The sequence below is a fragment of the Streptomyces aquilus genome, assembly GCF_003955715.1.
GTDB lineage: Bacteria > Actinomycetota > Actinomycetes > Streptomycetales > Streptomycetaceae > Streptomyces > Streptomyces aquilus.
In genome coordinates, this window is the sequence record NZ_CP034463.1 from 9,949,090 (window position 1) to 9,967,910 (window position 18,821).

General features: G+C 69.2%; 12 protein-coding genes and 3 pseudogenes. 12 read left to right on the forward strand and 3 right to left on the reverse strand.

Features of this window, described 5'->3' with window-relative positions; all coding sequences use genetic code 11:
- The first annotated feature begins 69 nt into the window (after nucleotides 1-69).
- The 3 genes from EJC51_RS45440 (at nucleotide 70) to EJC51_RS45450 (ending at nucleotide 4,430) form a co-directional block, all read left to right on the forward strand.
- Nucleotides 70-591 carry a DUF2690 domain-containing protein gene (locus EJC51_RS45440; RefSeq protein WP_126276469.1) on the forward strand — a complete coding sequence of 174 codons (522 nt, stop codon included), beginning with the start codon at nucleotides 70-72 and terminating at the stop codon, nucleotides 589-591.
- Complete coding sequence (locus EJC51_RS45445; RefSeq protein ID WP_126276470.1) at nucleotides 582-3,608, forward strand: hypothetical protein; 3,027 nt, start codon at nucleotides 582-584, stop codon at nucleotides 3,606-3,608. The genes EJC51_RS45440 and EJC51_RS45445 overlap by 10 nt, the downstream gene beginning before the upstream one ends.
- 105 nt (nucleotides 3,609-3,713) lie before the next feature.
- Nucleotides 3,714-4,430, forward strand: coding sequence for a hypothetical protein (locus tag EJC51_RS45450; protein WP_126276471.1), 717 nt, complete (start codon nucleotides 3,714-3,716; stop codon nucleotides 4,428-4,430).
- Between the two features lie 1,030 nt (nucleotides 4,431-5,460).
- Here EJC51_RS45450 and EJC51_RS45455 read toward each other — a convergent pair.
- Nucleotides 5,461-5,949: a flavin reductase family protein gene (locus EJC51_RS45455; RefSeq protein ID WP_244363253.1), complete on the reverse strand. Its 489-nt coding sequence runs from the start codon at nucleotides 5,947-5,949 to the stop codon at nucleotides 5,461-5,463.
- Between the two features lie 408 nt (nucleotides 5,950-6,357).
- Between EJC51_RS45455 and EJC51_RS45460 the strand changes: the two are divergent.
- From EJC51_RS45460 to EJC51_RS49670, 9 genes and pseudogenes are all read left to right on the forward strand, one after another.
- Nucleotides 6,358-7,035: pseudogene (locus tag EJC51_RS45460) on the forward strand (UDP-N-acetylglucosamine--N-acetylmuramyl-(pentapeptide) pyrophosphoryl-undecaprenol N-acetylglucosamine transferase); the annotation flags it as partial.
- A gap of 29 nt (nucleotides 7,036-7,064) precedes the next feature.
- Nucleotides 7,065-7,961 (forward strand): annotated as a pseudogene (locus EJC51_RS45465) (IS5 family transposase).
- A gap of 142 nt (nucleotides 7,962-8,103) precedes the next feature.
- Nucleotides 8,104-8,598, forward strand: a complete 495-nt coding sequence (locus tag EJC51_RS45470; protein ID WP_166682974.1) for an SMI1/KNR4 family protein — start codon at nucleotides 8,104-8,106, stop codon at nucleotides 8,596-8,598.
- The gene (locus EJC51_RS49665; protein WP_166682975.1) at nucleotides 8,487-9,104 is read left to right on the forward strand and encodes a transposase; all 618 of its coding nucleotides are present in this window, start codon (nucleotides 8,487-8,489) and stop codon (nucleotides 9,102-9,104) included. Before EJC51_RS45470 ends, EJC51_RS49665 begins: the two co-directional genes overlap by 112 nt.
- A gap of 2 nt (nucleotides 9,105-9,106) precedes the next feature.
- A pseudogene (locus EJC51_RS45480) lies at nucleotides 9,107-9,513 on the forward strand (replication-relaxation family protein); the annotation flags it as partial.
- 456 nt (nucleotides 9,514-9,969) lie between these two features.
- Nucleotides 9,970-11,193, forward strand: a complete 1,224-nt coding sequence (locus EJC51_RS45485; RefSeq protein WP_244363257.1) for a cellulose binding domain-containing protein — start codon at nucleotides 9,970-9,972, stop codon at nucleotides 11,191-11,193.
- A gap of 26 nt (nucleotides 11,194-11,219) precedes the next feature.
- Nucleotides 11,220-12,392, forward strand: coding sequence for a cellulose-binding domain-containing protein (locus EJC51_RS45490; RefSeq protein WP_244363259.1), 1,173 nt, complete (start codon nucleotides 11,220-11,222; stop codon nucleotides 12,390-12,392).
- A gap of 191 nt (nucleotides 12,393-12,583) precedes the next feature.
- Nucleotides 12,584-14,080, forward strand: coding sequence for a cellulase family glycosylhydrolase (locus EJC51_RS45495; protein WP_126276476.1), 1,497 nt, complete (start codon nucleotides 12,584-12,586; stop codon nucleotides 14,078-14,080).
- Nucleotides 14,081-14,444: 364 nt separating this feature from the next.
- Nucleotides 14,445-15,011 (forward strand): hypothetical protein, encoded by a 567-nt coding sequence (locus tag EJC51_RS49670; RefSeq protein ID WP_166682976.1) that lies wholly within the window; start codon nucleotides 14,445-14,447, stop codon nucleotides 15,009-15,011.
- A gap of 234 nt (nucleotides 15,012-15,245) precedes the next feature.
- Here the strand turns inward: EJC51_RS49670 and EJC51_RS45510 are convergent, their stop codons facing one another.
- Together EJC51_RS45510 and EJC51_RS45515 are read right to left on the reverse strand one after the other, a co-directional pair.
- Complete coding sequence (locus EJC51_RS45510; protein ID WP_126276477.1) at nucleotides 15,246-16,271, reverse strand: ArsR/SmtB family transcription factor; 1,026 nt, start codon at nucleotides 16,269-16,271, stop codon at nucleotides 15,246-15,248.
- A gap of 239 nt (nucleotides 16,272-16,510) precedes the next feature.
- Nucleotides 16,511-18,793 carry an ATP-binding protein gene (locus tag EJC51_RS45515; RefSeq protein ID WP_126276478.1) on the reverse strand — a complete coding sequence of 761 codons (2,283 nt, stop codon included), beginning with the start codon at nucleotides 18,791-18,793 and terminating at the stop codon, nucleotides 16,511-16,513.
- Nucleotides 18,794-18,821: the final 28 nt, after the last annotated feature.

Consider the following 18,821-nt stretch of genomic DNA (forward strand, 5'->3'; position numbering starts at 1 on the left):
TGCGAGTCGATGGCGAAACCGCCGCCACCGCAGGGGATTTGACCACATCCACGAGCGCAAAGGACGATCATGGTCAGGCGAAGACACCCATCCGGCTTCCGCTTCCGGCTCGCTCCTTCGCTCAGAGCCCTGCTGCTGGCCCTCACTCTGGCCGGCGGCTCGGTGTTCGTCTCGTCGGGCCCGGCGTCGGCCGCCAGCTGCAAAGGAGCGGAGTGCACCGGCCAGAACCCGGCGACGATGGGTTGCGACAGCGACGCCCGGCTCCTGGAAGAGATCGACGAGACGGACCATTCCCTGCGGTTCTACTACTCGGGCACCTGTGACGCCTCGTGGGCGTATGTGACAGTCGATCCGACGTCGGACATCATTCCGCAGGCCGCCAACATCTTCTACGTCCCCCAACTTGGCGGCAGCGAGGCGTCGTTGTCCGCCGGATACGTGAACCAGGACGACGTGGCCAAGGCGACGCCCATGGTGGGCGGCGACGCGATGGCGAAGGGATGCTCCGCCGATGACGGCCCGGGATTCGACCCGGCTCCGGAGACCTGGAAGCAGCAAGGGACAGCGGGGGAGTGCACCCAATGGCACTGACGAGGATTTCACGCACCGAACGCACCGCACGCACCGACCGCACCGCACGCACCCGCCGGACCGCCAGGACCGCCGTGCTGTCCTGCGCGGCACTGGCCGCGGGTCTGCTACCCGCCTCGGGAGTGACCGCGGCCGCCGCGACACCGGCGCCCGCGACGCGCAGCGACGGCAGACTGTTCACCTCGCCCGACCGGGCGCTCGGCGACGGCTGGCGGACGTCCTCCGACCGGGCGGTCGTCGGGACCGGCGACTCCGCGGGCTTCCACATCCTGGTGGCCGACGAGTCGCAGTCCTTCCGCTACCGGGAGGTGGCCGACCTCACCGAGGAGGGGATGGACGGCATCGGCCCGTGGACCGGATACGTCTGCACCACCGGCTCCGGCCGGTACGCGGCCGCCGTCTACGCCCCGTCCATGGCGGCCAACAAGCCCGCCCTGATGCAGCACGGCGCTTTCGCCGCCGTGGTGGATCTCGCGACCGGACGGGTCACCCGGTCGGTCACCGGTGTGCAGCTCGCCTACTTCTCCCCGGGCTGCGGACAGAGCGACACCGTCACTTTCACCCGCAGCGCCGTCGGTGACACGGCGCACGGGTCCACCGAACTCTTCGACGTCGATGCCGCGACCGGTAGAACGGTCCAACACGCCACGGTCAAGGGTCAGTTCACCAATCCGCTGCCGACCGTCGGCGGCGACTTCGGCGTGCTGAACGGGCGGCTCGTCAAGGCCGCCGCCGACGGCACGACCAGCACGCTCACCAAGCTCCCGGGACGTCTGTTCGGGCTCGCTCCGAGTGCCGGCGGGGCCGTCGACGTGGCGGTCGTTTCGAACGGCAGGGACGAACTGCACCGCTGGAACGGCCGGAAGCTGACGAAACTGGGCACCGCGCCGCTCGGACAGCTCGGTCTCTTCCCGCGTCGCGGCGGCGACTTGGTCGCAGGCAAGGTGTCCGGCATCGACTCCGCCGACGCGCCCGGCCTGGTCAAGGAGGACGCCCCCGGCAAGCCTGTCGCCGCCTCCCGGCAGGGTCATCTGCTCACCACCTCGGTGGCTTCGGAGGAACTCAAGGGCATCACCTCGAAGATCGGCGCCACCGACGGAGAGGGCGCCGGGCTCATCGGCCTACAGGCCCTCGCCACCGCCAGCGACACCACGGCGACCACGCAGGTGACAACCGAGGCGACCGCCGCCGACACCACCGACGACACGGAGCCCGACGTCGACGGCCAGCCGGAGAAGGACGCCCTCGCGCAGTCCGGGATCACCCCGAGCGACCCCAACCCCCAGTCGCACTACTCCAACTGCCTGGTCAAGCGCAACAACGTCCATGCCCAGGCACTCCAGCCGAGCCCCAACATGGTCGAGTGGGCCGTAGACCAGGCCGTCCACGGCGACTTGAACATCACCCGGCCGTCGAACTATCTCGGCACCGGAAGCGCCGCTTACAACCCGCAGTCGCTGTTCCCGCGCGTCGCGCTCACCGGCGGCGGCACCGTCCCGGCCCAGGTCATGCTCGGCATCCTCGCCCAGGAGTCCAACTTCAAGCAGGCGTCCTGGCATTCGGTGCCCGGTGACGGCGGCAACCCGCTGCTCGGCGACTACTACGGCAACGGCGACAGCATCCACTATTACCCCAACGGCGGGGCCGCCGACTGCGGTTACGGCATCGCCCAGGTCACCACGGGCATGAACGAGGCCAAGCCGAACCCGTACGAGCCCACCGAGGCGTACGCCATCGCCACCGACTACGCGGCCAATATCGCCGCCGGTGTGCAGATCCTGAGTCAGACGTGGAACCAGCTCAAGAGCCAGGGCATGAACGTCAACACCGGCAACCCCGCCTACATCGAGAACTGGTTCATGGCGCTGTGGGGCTACAACAGTGGCGTCTACACCGACTCCTCGCAGAACGGCGGTCACACGGGTCTGGGCTGGTTCAACAACCCGGCCAACCCCGACTACCCGGCCGACCGTGCCCCGTTCCTGCGCGACTCGTACGACGACGCCTCCCACCCGGCGGACTGGCCGTACGAGGAAAAGATCATGGGCTGGATCGAGACCCCGCAGCTGACCTACAACAGCCAGCCGTCCTACGCGCTGCCCCAGTTTCCCACCGGCGGCACCAGCCCGGCCGGCAAGCTCAATCTGAACCTGAACTACCGCGCCTACTGCGACAGTTCCAACAACTGCGACCCCGGCGCCGCTTCCGGCAGCGACCCGTGCCCGGCCGAGAACGAGACCTGCTGGTTCCACGGCTCGGTCAACTGGGGCGCCGGCCAGGACAGCACCGACGGCTCCTCCGAGAACCTCGTCCACGCGCTCGGCAGCAGTGAGCCGGCGCTGAAGCGGCAGTACGACGCCGGCCCCTGCAACAACGCGCCCGCCGGTCTGCTCGTCGATGACCTGCCTGACCCCGACGACAACACTCAGGGCTGCACCGAATCACAGTCGGCCGAAGGGAAGTTCACCCTACAACTCGGGGACAACTTCACTTACGACCGCAGCGACGGCACCTGGCGCGCCACCGGCGACATTGCGCCGATCGACCTGCACCAACTCGGCGCCGGATACGACGGACACGCCTGGTTCACCCACGGCTACGCCGGCGGCACCGGCAGCGCCGCCAACTTGTGGCACAAGGTCACCGCGACCTGGACCCCGAACCCGTCGCTGATGTCCGAGTCCGGCACCACCGGTCTGCTCTACGACATCTTCGTCCACCTGCCCAACCACGGCGCCCAGGCCATCGTGCCGTACACCGTCCATGTCGGCATGAACACCGCCGGGGTGGCCGCCACCCGAACCTGCAGCGTCAACCAGGCCACCAGGAGCAACGGCAAGGACGTGTGGGTCGAACTCGGCACCGTGCGGATGTGGCAGGGCGGCAACCTCCAGGCCGACAACACCAGCCGCTCCGACTACACGGGCGACCTGGACGTCGCCTACGACGCTGTCGTTTTCTCCGCGACCACGACGGCCTCTGGCACAGGCATCTGCTTCCACGACGCGATGCCCTGACCGCCGCACACCACGGCACGGCGGTGCGCCTCACGGCCCGGAAACGGCCGGGCGCGTCGGCGCACCGCCTCTGGCACACCCGCCCTCGCAACGGAGCCCACGTCCATGAAGTTCCCCCACACCCTGGCGGCGGCGCTGGCCGTCTGCGCCCTCCTCACCGGCTGCTCCTCGCAAGCCGGCTCCGCACCGGGCTCCGCCTCCTCGACGTCACCCGGGCCGGGGGAGGGCGAGGTCACGCCCTCCGGCACGGCTGCGATCACCCCCTCGGCCACGGCCACCGCCGACCTCGACGACTGGCCCACCGAACCCGCGACCGCCGACAAGCTCCCCGCCGGCATTCACAGCACCGCCTTCGCGCAGGGGTACTCCGGCGCCGCCTTCCTGGCCCGGCTGACGAAGCGGTGGAACATCACGTTGAGCGCGAAGAAGAAGAACGACTTCAAGGCGAACGACGCCTGGCCCGCCGTGTGGATCTCCTCCGGCTCCACCCACCCCACGCCTGGCACGAAGGTGAGCATCGCCGTCGTGTGGAGCCTGGACGGCGACCTGGAGTCCCTCACCTGCACGGCCGACCGGAAGGCTCCCGGCCGCGCCGAGTTCCTGCGGCAGTGCGCCGAACTGGACCACCCGGGCGCACACCCGCAGGCGGCGGCGAGCTGGCTCCAGCGGACGACATCGGCCGTGGACAAGGTGTTTGCCCAGGCCAACAAGCCCGTCGGCAGTGCCCTCCACCGCTCCGGCCGGGCCGCGACCTACCTCCAGGAGTACGGCACGAGCGAGAACGCGGCGACGTACGCGCTCCGGATCTTCGGCACCGCCTGACAAGCCACCGAACACTGAACGCTTTCAGTGTGGCCGCTGATCGGACGAGGGGGCGGTGTGCGATCGGAGCGTGCAACGGACAGCGCTCCCGTGCCGTTGGCGGCGCGAAGGCCCACCACGAGGTCGTGGAAAACGTCCGCCGTCAGCGCGTCCAGGCGCGTCCATATACCAGATCCTCGACACCATCCAAGACCTGCTGAACTGCTGGACCGACACCTGCTTCACCTGCGTCATGGCGGTCACCGCCGGTCTGGTCGCGGGCGTCACACTGCTGGCGATGCGCGCGGCGGCGGCCAAGACAGCCCAGCAGGAAAGGTTCATCAACCCGGTGACCCTGGTGGAGCGTAGGGCGGGAGGTGCCGTGGGAGTAGTGGCCTGGCGTTGTGTGGCTTCCCGGGAGGTCGGGGATTCCGTCGGTGATTGGGCTGCTGGAACAGCGTGAGCTGGGTGCTCGCCGTCGCGTGGACGAGCTGGGGGAGGAGGCCGACCGTATCCAAGCCGAACTGGCCGCGGCGGGAATGGCAGAGTGGGCCGTCGCTGCGTAGGAGGCCAGGTGGGCGGCGGTGGGGAAGCTGGTCGTTGCCCAGGACGGTTGCGGTGGTGAGGGCCTCGCCCCAGTAGCGCCGGGCGCGGCCCCGCATGTCGGCGTACAGCTCGTGCGTGTACGTTGCCGGCGCCGCCCGTCGCAGCAGTCGGCTGGCCGCAAAACGGCCGTAGAGGAAGTCGCGCAGGGCCTTTCCCTTGGCGCCGAGCCAGTCCTTCAAGAGGCAGGCAAGTACGCCGAGCAGGAAGCCCTTTACCACCGACCGGCCAGGGCCCCACCGAGTCTCCCAACCCCCCTGTCGACTCTGAGTCGCCCAGGCCGCCCTGCCGCGACTGCGCGTGAGTCCTGCTTCACGACTTCGTCGAGAGCCGGGGCATCGGTCCTGCCTGCGCCGAGGTAGTCGTCCGAGTCGTGGATGGCCCGGCCAGAGAGGTAGTGCACCGTGGATCGTGAGCGAGGAGGAGCGCGACGACCAGGGCCTGCCGCTCAGTTCGCCGGGTGGCCCGGAGCGATGTCATGGGTGTCGCTTAATGTCAGTACGGGGGTGTGGCTGCCCATGACACCCTCCGTCGCCTCAGGGGCGAGCAGAAAACCGACGTGGTCGCCGCCGTCGATCCGGTTCTCCACGCGGCCGACGAACCAGGCGGGAGCCTCGTCCAAAACCGGTGGACCGCCCGGTCCCGCGTGCCACGGGACCTGGGTGAACTTGTCGGTGTGGTCGCCGGTCTCACCGCCGAAGAGCCGGGCCAACTGGTCCTGGCCGCGGCGCAGGAGATGGACCGCGAGTCGGTCGGTGTGCTCGGCCACACGGTAGGTCCGGTTGGCTTTGGACAGCCAGACCATGAACCGGGCGGGCTGAATCGAGCACTGCGAGGCGAATCCGACCAGACATCCGGCCTTTTCCCCGTCGGCCTGCGCGGTCACGACGTACATCGGGTAGTCGAGCAGATCGGTGAAAGGGTCGAGATCGGTCACGGTATTCGTCTCCCCGCTCAAGAGATCGGATATAGGTCAAGCATTCACCAGCTCCGTGCGCCACGCCCGTGGTACGAGCGGAGTTGATTTCTGGTTTCCAACGAGTCCACCAGCCCCATGGCAACGACTCGGGGCTCTAGAGGTGGTTGCCACACCTGACCCCTAGGCCTGCCGCCCAGCGCGGCCACCGGCGCCCGGCTTGCTTCCTGGATAAGAGGGCACTGAGGCATTCGACGCGGGAGTGAACCGGTGCACTCTACGAGGGCGTAGGCGGCGGGACGGCTGTCCCGTGGCTGGCTGGGGGCGTTGGTGTGTGTGGTTGTCGGAGGCTCGGGTGCCAAGGCCCGCGGCCGCTGGGGCGTGTGCGGGTCTTGGCCGCGGCCCGTTTTCTGGAGTAACTGGAGCAGCATGAGCAGCGATCACCGTCGGTTTCGTCTGATGGTGACGGGTGGCGGTACGGGCGGTCACACGTATCCGGCGCTGACGGCGGTGCGTACGCTTCAATCCCGTCTCGCGGCACAAGGCTCCGGGCTGGATGTGATGTGGGTGGGCGAGGTGGACAGCCTGGAGTTCAGAGTCGCGGCGGGGGAGGGGATCAGGTTCGCGTCGGTTGCGGTGGGCAAGATCCGCCGGTCGAAGAATCCCATCAAGCTGGTGTCTCCGGCGAACATTGCGGACATGAGCCGGGTGCCGCTTGGCGTGTTGCAGGCCCGGAAGGTGATCACCGGGTTCGGTCCGGATGTGGTGCTGGCGGCGGGCGGCTATGTGACGGTTCCGGGCGGTGTGGCGGCGACGCGGCTGTGCCGGGTTCCGTTGGTGGTGCATGAGGAGACGGTGCGGCTGGGTCTGGCGAATCGGACGCTGGCCGGGGCCGCGACCCGCATCGCGGTGTCCTCGCCGTCCACGCTGCCGCTGCTGCCCGAGAGTGTGCGTCCCGCAGCGGTGGTCACCGGTAACCCGGTGCGGCCTGAGGTCTTCACCGGCCAGGCGCACAAGCCCATCCATGCTCTGGGCCTGCAGGGCTTCGATGGGCGGCTGCCGACCGTGTACGTCACCGGCGGTGCGCAGGGTTCCCAGCAGGTCAACCATCCAGGGCGTTTCGTTCGGATCATCTGATCGCTGGCCCGGGTGTGCCGTTGACTGACGCGCAGTGGGCGCGGATTGAGCCGTTACTCCCGGACCGAACGCCGAGGCGGGGTGGCCGGTGGCGTGACCCCCCCGTGAGGTGATCGACGCCATCGCCTTCAAGTTCCAGACCGGAACCCAGTGGGTCCATCTCCCGGCGAAGTACGGCAACTGGAGAGGCGTCTACAACCGGCTGCGCGTGTGGGCCGTCGACGGTACTTGGGAGCGGGTGTTCACCGCGCTGACGGCCCAGGCCGACGCCGACGAAGACCTCAACTGGGCCGTCTCGGTGGACTCCACCATCGTGCGCGCTCACCAGCACGCGGCAGGAGCCCGAAAAAAAAGGGGCCCTGCCGGCGAACCGGACGATCACGCCATCGGCCGGTCCCCCGGCGGACTGACCACGAAGATCCACCTGGTGGCCGCCGGCCGCTGCCGCCCACTGGCGTTCGTCCTGACTGCAGGACAAGCAGGTGACGCCCCTGCTTTCGAGCGGGTCACGGCCCGCCTGCGAGTGCCCTGACAGCGTGGTCGGCTCGCACCACCCCGGAAGTCGTCCTGGCCGACAAGGAGTACTCCTCGCGTGCCATCCGCACACACCTGCGCAAGCGCGGGATCCGTGCGGTCTCCCCGTTCCGGCCGGTGAGCAGGCACACCGCCTCCGACGCGGCAGCCAGGGTGGCAGGCCGCCTGCCTTCGACCACGAGACCTACAAGCACCGCAACACCGTGGAGCGGTGCATCAACCGCCTCAAGCAGTGGCGCGGCATCGCCACCCAATACGAGAAGACAACCACGATCTACCTGGCCGGACTCCACGTCGCAGGAATCCTTTTTGTGGTCCGCACAGTGATCCAAACGAAAGTCCCTAGTCCTCACGCAATGTGACAGCCAGTCAGTCCACTCGGGACGACACACCGCTCTAGTTCGAAGTCCCCATAATGAGGCGGTCGTGTCGGGAGAGAGGACGGCGATGGGTGGAGGATCTCTGGATCGGGCTTGGTCAGGCGTGGAGCAGTGGCTTGGGGTGATGGCACCCGCGAGCTGGGCCGCGCTCCGGCCGCCCGCTGATCCCGCGGCGATCGCGAGGGCACAGGAGGAAACGGGGGCCGAGTTTCCCGACCAGCTGGTACGTCTCTTCGAACTGCATGACGGCGCCGACCACACCGAAGCGGGCGCCTTCTTCCCGGGCGAGGCACGGCTGCTCTCCGTCCAGGAGGCCACCGTGCTGACCAGAAGGCTGAGCGGTTCCATCGACAGCGACGAGGTTCTCGGGGTGTGGTGGCACCCGCAGTGGATTCCCTTCTCGGCCAACCACGACGGGGCCAGTTGCTGCTTCGTCGACGCTCGTCCCGGGCCCGGCTACGGGAAGGTGGGCTATTTCTTCATGGAGAGCGGCGGAGAGTGCGGGCGGTGGGATTCGCTCGCCTCTTTCACCGAGAACCTGGCCGACGCGGTCGAGAACGTCACGAAACTGCGCGGCTATGTGCCTTTCGTCAAGGACGACGCACTGTCCTGGGACTGAACGAATGGCGGGGGCTTCGAACCCTGCTGACGGCATGGATAACCAAGGAGAACCTCCGCAACCTCCTCGCGCGCGCCTGCACCGGCGCCGACCGCCATCAAGTCGGCCACGCCCGCTGGAAGTTCCTCACCTGGTGCGCTAACTCCGACATCCACGACGTGAGGCAACTCGCCGTCACCGTCGACCGCTGGTGGCCGGAGATCGAAGCGTTCATCGACACCGGGCACAGCAACGCCAGGAGCGAAGGCATCAACCGCGTGATCAAGCTCGTCGCGCGCAACGCGTTCGGCTTCCGCAATGCCGACAACCAACGACTACGGACACGCTACGTCACCACACGCCGAGCCCGCGGACACCTCCGCACCGCTCAACTTCGAAGACCCGGAAAAGGTCGACGGTTCCGCGGGGATCGTCTACATCGCATTCGTCGTGGACGTGTTCTCCCGAGCGATCGTGGGCTGGTCCGCCGCCACCAGCAACCGGGCCAAGGCGGATGTGCGCCCTAGAGGGCGAACACCGGCGCAAACTCCGCGACTTCGTGGAGGTCGACCGCACCACCATGAGCAGCGAGCGCCTGGCCGTGAAACTGATCGAGTACGCCAGGCTGTTCCAGTACGAAGCCCAGCCCGTCGGCCGCCGCCGAACCGCGACCACCGGCCCGGCGTGGCTGCGCTGGTATCCCGTCTTTCCTCGCGTGCCGTTCGTCCTCACCGGTGCTTCCCGAGCAAGGCTGGCGGACCGCATCAGTGATCTGCAGGCCATGACCGCCCAACACCCGCTCGTCGCCGCCCTCGCCAGGGAGGTACCACTGGGCGCCACCGTTCTCGAGGACATCGAAAAGCACGGCCCGACCGCACAGGTATGGGTCCCCGCTGGCTGACCGCAGGCGACCCCCGCCCCTGGACCAGCCTGTGATCAGATCGACCGGGTACGCAGGCGAACTCCTCGCCGTAACCGGAGTAGTTGAGATGCCGAGCAGCCCAGAACCCTCTCCTGACACCTGCTCAAGTGGCGAGAGTTCGGAGGGTCGCGAAGGACTGCCGAGCACCGCGGTCCGGGCCGCGACGAGGGCCGGGCACGTGCCCCAGCCCGGACACGGCGAAACTCGACAGAAACGCGACCCCTTGTCAGGGTCATGCCCCTCTTCTACAGTCCCGAATACGGCGACTGTGGGAGCGCTCCCACAAGGAGGCGTGCTCCAGCGCTCACCCCCTCACCCCCCTCACTCCAAGAGGGGTCCCACACGAACGTCACGGCGCCCCGTCCCGAAGAAGGCGGACCCCCATGCAGCTTCTTTCGATCCACCGCTCGCCCGCCCGAAAGCGCATTGCTGTGTTGCTGGCAGCACTTTGCTGTGCCGCGTTTCCCGTCGTGGCCGCAACCGCCCAGCCGCCCATGGCGAGCGCCGCCGCCACTGAGGTCCTGGGCAACGCGACCCACTTCGACGGGCTCGGGAGCCCCTACGGCGGCTGTGGTCTGCCGCAGCGCGAACTGGACAGCCAGGACTTCGTGGCGCTCAACGTGTTCAACACACCCGGCGACTACTCGGGCTCCTACCCGCGCCCGGTGCCGGACTCAAAGGCATCGATCAAGGGTGCCTTCGACAACGGCCGCAACTGCGGCCGCTGGGTCAAGGTCACCATCGGGGATTACTGCACCGGCACCAACGACGGCGCCCCTGGCCAGCCCTTCTGCCGCAACGGCTCCTGGGTGGCCGACAAGTACAACGGCGCCACCCTGACCATGCTCGTCGCGGACAGCTGTGCCGATGCCAACGCCTGGTGCCGGGACGACCCGAACCACCTCGACCTGGCGACCGATTCCCTCAACCGCTTCCGGATCGGCGGCACCCCCGTGGGGGCGATGTACCCGGACCGCTGGAACAACCGTCATGTGTCCTGGAGCTTCGTCCCGGCTCCGGACTACAGCGGCGACATCCGTATCGGCTTCCTCAGGGGAGCCCAGCGGTACTGGCCCGCCATCGCCGTCTCCCATTTGCCCAACGGCGTCCACGGCATCCAGTACCTGGCGAACGGCACTTGGACCGACGCCACCATGAACAGCGACATGGGGCAGTCCTATGTCATCGGCGCGACGGCCTCCGGCGGAAGCGACTTCACCATACGGATCCGCGACGCCGCCGACGCCTGGCTGGGCGGCGGCCGTACGTACTCCTTCTCGCTGCCGTCGGGCTGCGCGGGAGGCTGCGCGCAGGACTACACCGCCGTCCCCTACGCCACTGACACCTCTGGAGGGACACCGTCTCCCACTCCCGCGCCGAGCCCCTCCGGCGACACCGCCTGCACGGCGCAGTGGAAGCTGACCGGCTCATGGCAGGGCGGGTACCAGGCTGACGTCACGGTCACCAACACCGGGTCCCGGCCGATCACCGGCTGGTCGGTACACCACACCCTGCCGGGCGGTGTGACCGTGGCGAACCGCTGGAACGCGGTGGTGGATCCGTCCCGTCCCGCCACCACCGTGCACAACGCCTCCTACAACGGCTCCCTCGCGCCAGGCGCATCGACGACCTGGGGGATGACGCTCAGCGGCGACGACCGAGACCTCGGCACACCCCTCTGCACCGCGTCCTGACTCCCGTCGAGAGAGTGATCATGGCCATGACTTCATTACGCGTGCGCCGCCACCGGCTGCCTCTGTGGGCATTGGTGCTGACGGTGGTGGCGGTTGCCCTTCCCGCCATCGCGACGTCGCACGCACAGGGCGCAGTGACGGGCTGCACGGTCACGTACACCACCAACGAGTGGTCCGGCGGCTTCACCGCCCAGATCCGCGTCACGAATCTCGGCGCCACCCTGAACGGCTGGCGGCTGGAATGGGCCTACGGCGGCGACCAGCAGGTCACGTCCGCCTGGAACGCGCAGGTCACCCAGTCGGGCAGCGCGGTGACCGCCGTGAACGCCGCGCACAATGCCGCGCTCGCCACCGGCGGGTCCGTGGACTTCGGCCTCCAGGGCACCTGGCGCACCGCGGACCCCGCCCCCACCGCCTTCGCCCTCAACGGCGCTCCGTGCGGCGGAACCACGACTCCCACGCCGACTACGACGCCGACGCCGACTCCGACGGCCACGGCTCCGGCCGAATGCGCCGGGGCCGGGGCGACGATCTGCTCCGACTTCGAGGACCAGAGCGGCACCGTACCCTCGGGCGACTGGCAGACCACGGCACCTGACTGCCAGGGAACGGGGAGGGTCAGCGTCGACACGTCCGTCGCCTACAGCGGCACCAGGTCGCTGCGCGTCGACGGCGGCGCCGGCTACTGCAACCACGTCTTCGCAGCCTCCACCCGCGATCTGTCCTCCGTCGGGCCTGTGGTGTACGTGCGGATGCGGGTCCGGCACACCACCGCCCTGCCCCTCAACCACGTCACCTTCGTGTCCATGCCGGACGCCTCCCAGGGCGGTAAGGCGCTGCGCGTCGGCGGGCAGAACGGCGCGCTGCAGTGGAACCGTGAGAGCGACGACGCGACGTTGCCGGAACAGAGCCCGGCGGGTGTCTCGCTCAGCACCCCGCTGGCGACCGGCCGGTGGCTGTGCCTGCGGTACCAGATCGACACCACTACCCAGTCCATGCGCACCTGGGTCGACGACCAGGAGATCGCCGGACTGCACGTGGACGGGGTGCCGACCCAGAACGTCGACGGACAGTGGCTCGCCCGCAGGACCCCTCCCCGCCCCACCGGCCTGCGCCTGGGCTGGGAGAGCTACGGCACCGGAGACGACACTCTCTGGTTCGACGACGTGGCCCTGGGCTCCTCACCCATCGGCTGCTGACGCCCGCATGCAACGTGCCGGGCCGACAGGACCTGAACGCGCGACAGTTGTCGATTCCTCGATCCGTACGGCGCGCAGCACCCGCTGGTGGACCGGTCAACTGCCAGCCCTCGGGCTGGGCCCCTGGCTCACCCGTCCGTCAATCAGATGGGTAACGAGCTCATCGATCCCTTACGCAACAAGGAGATCAAGTGAAACGTCGTGACACCTTGATAGCCACCGGCGCCGCCGGTGCACTGATCCTGGGTGGCCTTGCCCTCGCCACCCTGCCCGCATCGGCAGCCGCCACCGGCTGCTCGGTCGCGTACAAGGTGCAGAGCGAATGGCCGGGAGGGTTCACCGCGGACCTGACCATCACCAATCTCGGCTCCCCCGTGCGAGGGTGGACCGCGACCTTCGACTTCCCGAACTCCGACCAGAAGGTCACCAACGGCTGGAGTGCCACCTGGACACAGTCCGGAACCCACGTCTCCGCCACCAACCTCGACTGGAACGGGACGCTGGACACGGGCGGGTCGGCGTCCATCGGGTTCAACGGCGCGTGGAAGGGCGCCAATCCGCAACCCGCGTCGGTTGCGCTCAACGGCGTGACCTGCACCGGCTCGGTGACATCCCCGACCCCCAGCCCCACCACCACTCCGACCGCCGGTCCCAGCGGTCCCGCCCCGGAGCTGAAGGTCTCCGGCAACAAGATCGTCACCGCGAGCGGCAAGCCGTACCGGCTGCTGGGCGTGGACCGCTCCAGCGGTGAATACGCTTGTGTTCAGGGCAAGGGACAGTGGGACGGCGGCCCGGTCGACCAGGCTTCCGTCGACGCGATGAAGACCTGGAACATCCACGCGGTACGTGTGCCGTTGAACGAGGAATGCTGGCTCGGCCTCAACGGCTCGCCCAAGGGGACCGCTTACCAGCAGGGCGTCAAAGATTACGTCGACCTGCTGGTCGCCAATGGCATCACCCCGATCCTCGACCTGCACTGGACGCGGGGCGCCTATACCAACGGGCCGGACTGGCACTGCAAGGACGCCACCGCGACCTGCCAGAAACCCATGCCGGACGCGCAGTACGCCCCCCAGTTCTGGACCGGTGTCGCAGGCGCCTTCAAGGGCAATGACGCCGTCGTCCTCGATCTGTTCAACGAGCCGTACCCGGAGATCGCCGCCGACTGGGACAAGACCGTCGGCTGGCAGTGCTGGCGCGACGGCGGCACCTGCACGGGCCTTCCGTACGAGACGGCCGGCATGCAGGACCTGGTCGACGCGGTCCGGGCCACCGGCGCGACCAACGTCCTCATGCTGGGTGGCCTTGAGTGGGCCAATGACATGCGCGAGTGGCTGACGCACATGCCGAACGACCCGCTGAACAACATCGCGGCGTCATGGCATTCGTACAGCTTCAACGCCTGTGCGACAGTGTCCTGCTGGGACAGCCAGGTCGCCCCGCTCGCACAACAAGTTCCGGTCGTCATCGGTGAGTTCGGCCAGGACAACTGCGGCTTCGACTACATGCAGCAGTTGGTGGACTGGGCCGACGCGCACAACATGAGTTATCTCGCGTGGACCTGGAACCCCTGGGGCTGCAGCAGTGGTGGCGTGCTCATCAAGGACTGGGCGGGCACCCCGGAACCCGGCGTCGGAGAGGGCCTGAAGGCCCACCTGATCAGCCAAGACCCCTACTCGACCCCATAACCCAGTGCCCAGGTTCTCACCCGGGTCACCAACGACGAACCGGCCGATGCGGAAATCGTGCTGGCCCCCTCCCAGCCCACCGGCACCACCAGGTCTCACTGCGCGGACGAGACGCTGGAACTGCTGGAGCCCAAGGTGAGGGAGGCGTTCCACCATCCTGCAGAGTCCCGACTGTCGCAGAGGAAGGATTCTCTGGGCGATTGGGGCTCATGGCCGGTTGCTCGGCGGTTTCCGTTTGACTGCTGCTGGGCTTCCAGCTGAACGGTTCAGGCAGGCTCTGGCCCGGAGGCGTTCTGGTCACCGCTCGGCCCAGGGGCGGGGGTTCGCCTCCGGCTAGTGGTACCCATACTGGTGCGGTCGGGCCGTGTTGTTCGATGTCTTCCAGGATGGCCGCTCCCAGGGGGACTTCGCGGGCGAGGGCGGCGACGAGCGGGTGTTGGGCGGTCATGGCCTGCGGGTCACTGATGCGGTCCGCCAGCCTTGCTCGGGAAACACCGGTGAGGACGAACGGCACGCGAGGAAAGACGGGATACCAGCGCAGCCATGCCGGGCCGGTGGTGGCGGTTCGGCGGCAGTGGGCTTCGTACTGGAACAGCCTGGCGTACTCGATCAGTTTCACGGCCAAGCGTTCGCTGCTCATGGTGGTGCGGTCGACCTCGACGAAGGCGCGCAGTTTGCGCCGATGTTCGCACTCGATGGTCATGTAGTGCAGGACCTTCCAGCTGATGATGTGTCCGTGCCGCGCGGAGCGGGCCGAGGTGTCGTAAGGCGAGACGACCGCCCTCGACGACGGCGGCAGACCCGCCCCACCCTCCTTCGCGGCGGTGCGCCGGCGCAGCTGTCCCGCGGCGTCACGGTGATAGTTCTGCTGGCAAGAATCCTGGTCACGGGCTTGGTGGGGTTCTTCCCCAGGCGCACCGGCCGGCCGTAGCGCAGCCCCCAGCCCTCGTCGACCAGCTCGTCCAGCAGATGAGGCGAGATACCCGCGACTCTCAACCCCTCTCCCTGAGGCCCATGTTCTCTCCCCCTCGGATGGAGGGTGCAGGGGCGTAACACGGCGGCACCGGTCGTGCCGTGCCACGCCTCTGCGTCGATGTTCGTTCCGGCTCCAGGCGGGCGAGCAGCGATTCGCAGGTGCTCGAATCGCGGGGGACGGAGGGGCAGGCTACGTTGTGCCGCCGACGGGCTGCCCCGGTTGCCGCAGTTCTCCTTCTTCTCCGTCCAGTAGCCGCAGGCCGGTGTGCGTCACCGAGTGCCGCACGTACTGTCCGTCGCGCCGACTCGCCAGCAGTCCCCCGTCCCGGAGGACGCCGAGCTGGTAGCTGGCGCTTGGAAGGGCGATGCCCACGGCCGTCGCCACCTCCGAGGTGGTCCGGGAACCGCGGCGGGCCACCTCGCTGAGGACCGAGGCCCTGGTACGGCCCAGGAGACGGTCCAGGCCGTTGTCGTTCAGGGCGATCGAGTCGAGCGGCCGTTCGCCGACCGGGTAGACCAGGACCGGGCCCAGGGCGGGATCGGCGAGGGCGGTGGGCCTGCGCCAGCAGAAGTAGGACGGGACCAGAAGCAGTCCGCGCCCCTCCAGACGAAGGTCGCGGTGGGTTGGATACTCCACTTCCAGGACGGGCGCCCGCCACCGGGCCAGCGGACGCAGGCTCTCCAGCAGGGCCAGGACACCGCCGTCCAGGAGGATGCGGGAGCGCATGTCGACTTCGTCACGGACGGCTCTGCGGATATGGGCCGAGCGCGGTTCGAGCAATGTCCTGGCGGAGATCTCCAGGGCCTTCACCAGGGAGCGCATGCCGTTGGCGCCGGGTCGGCCGAGCGCCGTGGTCCACGGCGGGAGGGGACGCGCGACAGCGAGCCTCTCCAACTCGTGCCGCAGCCGACCGACGGGAGTGGCGCGGATCTCCTCGAAGGCCGCGGGAAGCCCTCCCTCCAGGACGGACGGGGTGAGGAAGTCGGGGATGTACCCGACGGGCGGGACGAGTGTTCGCAGCGTGTGCAGGGCATGGCCGGCCGCCGGATCCGTGGTGACCCGTTCCCGGACGGAGCGGCGCCAGGCCCCGAACTCCAACGGGCCCTGCTGGGTGACCAGCCGGCAGGCGGCGCAGATCAGTTCCCACATCGGATCGGGTCGGCGTGCGAGGCGGATGTTCTGTAAGTCGTGCGCGGTGAAGTGGATGCGGAGCATACGGCCTCATTCTCGAACGGTGGGGGGTCGGCCGGGGGTTGGGCCGGACGGCCGGGAACATCGGCCGGATCCTGACACCCGGCGCGGGCAGCGCTGGTGAAGCCCGGCGTGCGGTCCGCCTCGGACCGCACGCCGGGCTGCTTCCGCACCATCGTGCTGGCCCACCGCGCCGGCGAACAGCTCACGCATCGTTCACTTGTGACCGGTTTCGCTGCTCGCGACCGCCGTCGGCGGGGATGTCACCGGCCGCTGTCGGCGTCGTCCTGTCCGGCGAGGCCGTTGAGGAGCTGCTCGACATGCTCGGCCTCCAGGTCACGTCCCTGTCGCCGGTACAAGTCACGTGCCTCCCGCCACACCGCGCGAGCCTGGTCGTGGTGGCCGAGTGCGGCATGGGGATGGCCGAGCCGGCCGAGCGTGTCGGCGGCCTCGTAGGTGTTGTCGAGGTCGCGGTACAGGCCGATGGCCTGGCGATAGTGCTCGACGGCGGCGTGGTGGCGGCCGCTGTGGTGGTCGATGTAGCCGAGACTGTCCAGGGTCTGCGCCTGGCCGTTCACGTCCTGGTGGTCGAGGTAGAGGGCCAGGGCGGCTTGGCAGTGTTCGCGGCCGGTGTCGTGTCGGCCCAGGCGCGCGGCGTACCAGCCCACCGCATTGAGCGCGTTGGCTTCGGCGATCGGTTGGTCGAGCCCGCGGTAGAGGTCCAGCGCCCGCCTGGCGTGCTCAAGAGCCCGCCGGTCGTCCGGCCAGATCGACGCGAGCGTGTAGTGCGCCTGTGCCTGGAGGGCGCGGTCGTTCTGCTGCTGGCTCAGGTCGAGCGCCCGGTGGAGGGCCTCTATCGCCTCCTCGTGATGGCCGAGTACGACGTGGGCACGGCCCAGGAGCCGCTGGGTGATGATCTGGGCGCCCGGGTCGGGCAGCCGGGCCGCGGAGTCGGCCGCGATCCGCCACACCGCGAGCTGGTCGTGGCGGTGTCCTCGCCGGTAGTGGAAGTCGTACAACGTCCAGGCCAGTTGCCAGGCCGTGCGGTGTTCCGCGGCCGCCACGGCGGCGCCCTGGGCGGCGAGCAGATTGCGGTGCTCGCCCTCGAACCAGTCCATGGCCGCGGGGATGTCCGCCAGTGCCTGAGGGTGGCAACCGGGGGGCGGCGGAGCGAGCTCGACGGGGGTGCGATGGGAGTCCAGCAACCGGGCGGCGGCGTACGCGGTGTGGAGGTAGAAGCCGAGCACCCGCCGCAGTGCCGCCCCGCGCGTACCGGCGGGCAGGTGGTGCGCGGTGGTGGCGTAACGGCGGATCAGGTCGTGCATGCGGTAGCGGCCCCCGGCGTCCTGGGCGATGAGCGATGTCTGCTCAAGCCGGCGCAGCAGGGCCCGGGTCCGGCGTCGGCCCAGGCCCGTGAGGCTGCCGGCGGCGGCCAGAGCGATGTCCGGACCGGGGGCGACAGCGAGCAGCCCGAAGACCTCGGCCTCCGCACCGGTCAACGCGCGGTGGGAGCACGAGAGCACCGCGGGCAGGCTGGCGGCGGGGTCGGCGTCGTCGAGCACGTCGAGCGTGTCCTCGCGCAGTTCGTCGGCGAGGTCGGCCAGCGGCAGGTGCGGGTCGGTGTGGGCACGGCCCGCGATGATGCTCAAGGCCAGCGGGAACCCGCCGCACAGGCGCACCAGTTCGTCCACCGCCGCCGCTTCGGCGTCGATGCGTGCGGGACCCAAGCGGGCGGCGAGCAGTTCCCGGGCCTCGGTGTCGGTGAGCATGTCGAGGGACACGTGATGCGCGCCGTGTCCGGTGATCAGGCCCGGCAGCCGGTTGCGGCTGCTGACCAGCACGGTGCTGCTGTCACCACCGGGCAGCAGCGGGGTGATCTGGGCGCTGTCGGCGGCGTTGTCGAGTACCAGCAGCATCCGCCGATCCGCCACCAGGCTGCGGAACAACGCCGCCTGCGCGTGCGCGGCGATGGGCACGCGGTCCGGCTCGACGCCCAACGCGTCGAGGAATCCGCGGACCGCCACGGCCGGGTCCATCGGATCGCTGTCGGGGCTGAAACCCCGCAGATCGACGAAGAGTTGCCCGTCGGGGAACCGGTGGGCGTTGCGGTGCGCCCAGTGCAACGCGAGCCAGGACTTGCCCACCCCGCCCGCCCCGGCGATCGCGCAGACGGCCACCGGGGCCGCCGGACCGGAACGCGGCCCCTGCTGGGCGTCGGCCCGCGGGCCCAAGGCGGCGTCGAGCCGCGCCAGTTCGTGGTCGCGGCCGACGAACGGCGCCGGTGGGGCGGGTAGTTGGCGCGGCACCGGGACCACGGGGGGCTCGCTCACGCCCGCCGCGGCCAGCAGGTCGTCCTGTTCGGCCGGCCGCAGGCCGAGCTCGGCGGCCACTCTGCGCAGCGACGCGAGCTGCGGGTTGCGGCGCTTGCCGGTCTCCATGCCGCGGATCGTGCTGACCGAGACACCGGAACGCTCGGCCAGAGCCTCCTGGGTCAGCCCCGCGCGCAGCCTGAACCGCCGTACGGACGCGCCGAAGTGATCTTCCATAAGGCCCTTCCTACCAGGGCGAACGGGC

Bases quoted from the DNA above. Each gene is read 5' to 3' on its own strand.
- EJC51_RS45515 (WP_126276478.1), bottom strand. From the start codon at position 18,793: ATGGAAGATCACTTCGGCGCGTCCGTACGGCGGTTCAGGCTGCGCGCG.
- EJC51_RS45440 (WP_126276469.1), top strand. From the start codon at position 70: ATGGTCAGGCGAAGACACCCATCCGGCTTCCGCTTCCGGCTCGCTCCT.
- EJC51_RS45470 (WP_166682974.1), top strand. From the start codon at position 8,104: ATGGCACCCGCGAGCTGGGCCGCGCTCCGGCCGCCCGCTGATCCCGCG.
- EJC51_RS45450 (WP_126276471.1), top strand. From the start codon at position 3,714: ATGAAGTTCCCCCACACCCTGGCGGCGGCGCTGGCCGTCTGCGCCCTC.
- EJC51_RS45445 (WP_126276470.1), top strand. From the start codon at position 582: ATGGCACTGACGAGGATTTCACGCACCGAACGCACCGCACGCACCGAC.
- EJC51_RS45490 (WP_244363259.1), top strand. From the start codon at position 11,220: ATGACTTCATTACGCGTGCGCCGCCACCGGCTGCCTCTGTGGGCATTG.
- EJC51_RS45510 (WP_126276477.1), bottom strand. From the start codon at position 16,271: ATGCTCCGCATCCACTTCACCGCGCACGACTTACAGAACATCCGCCTC.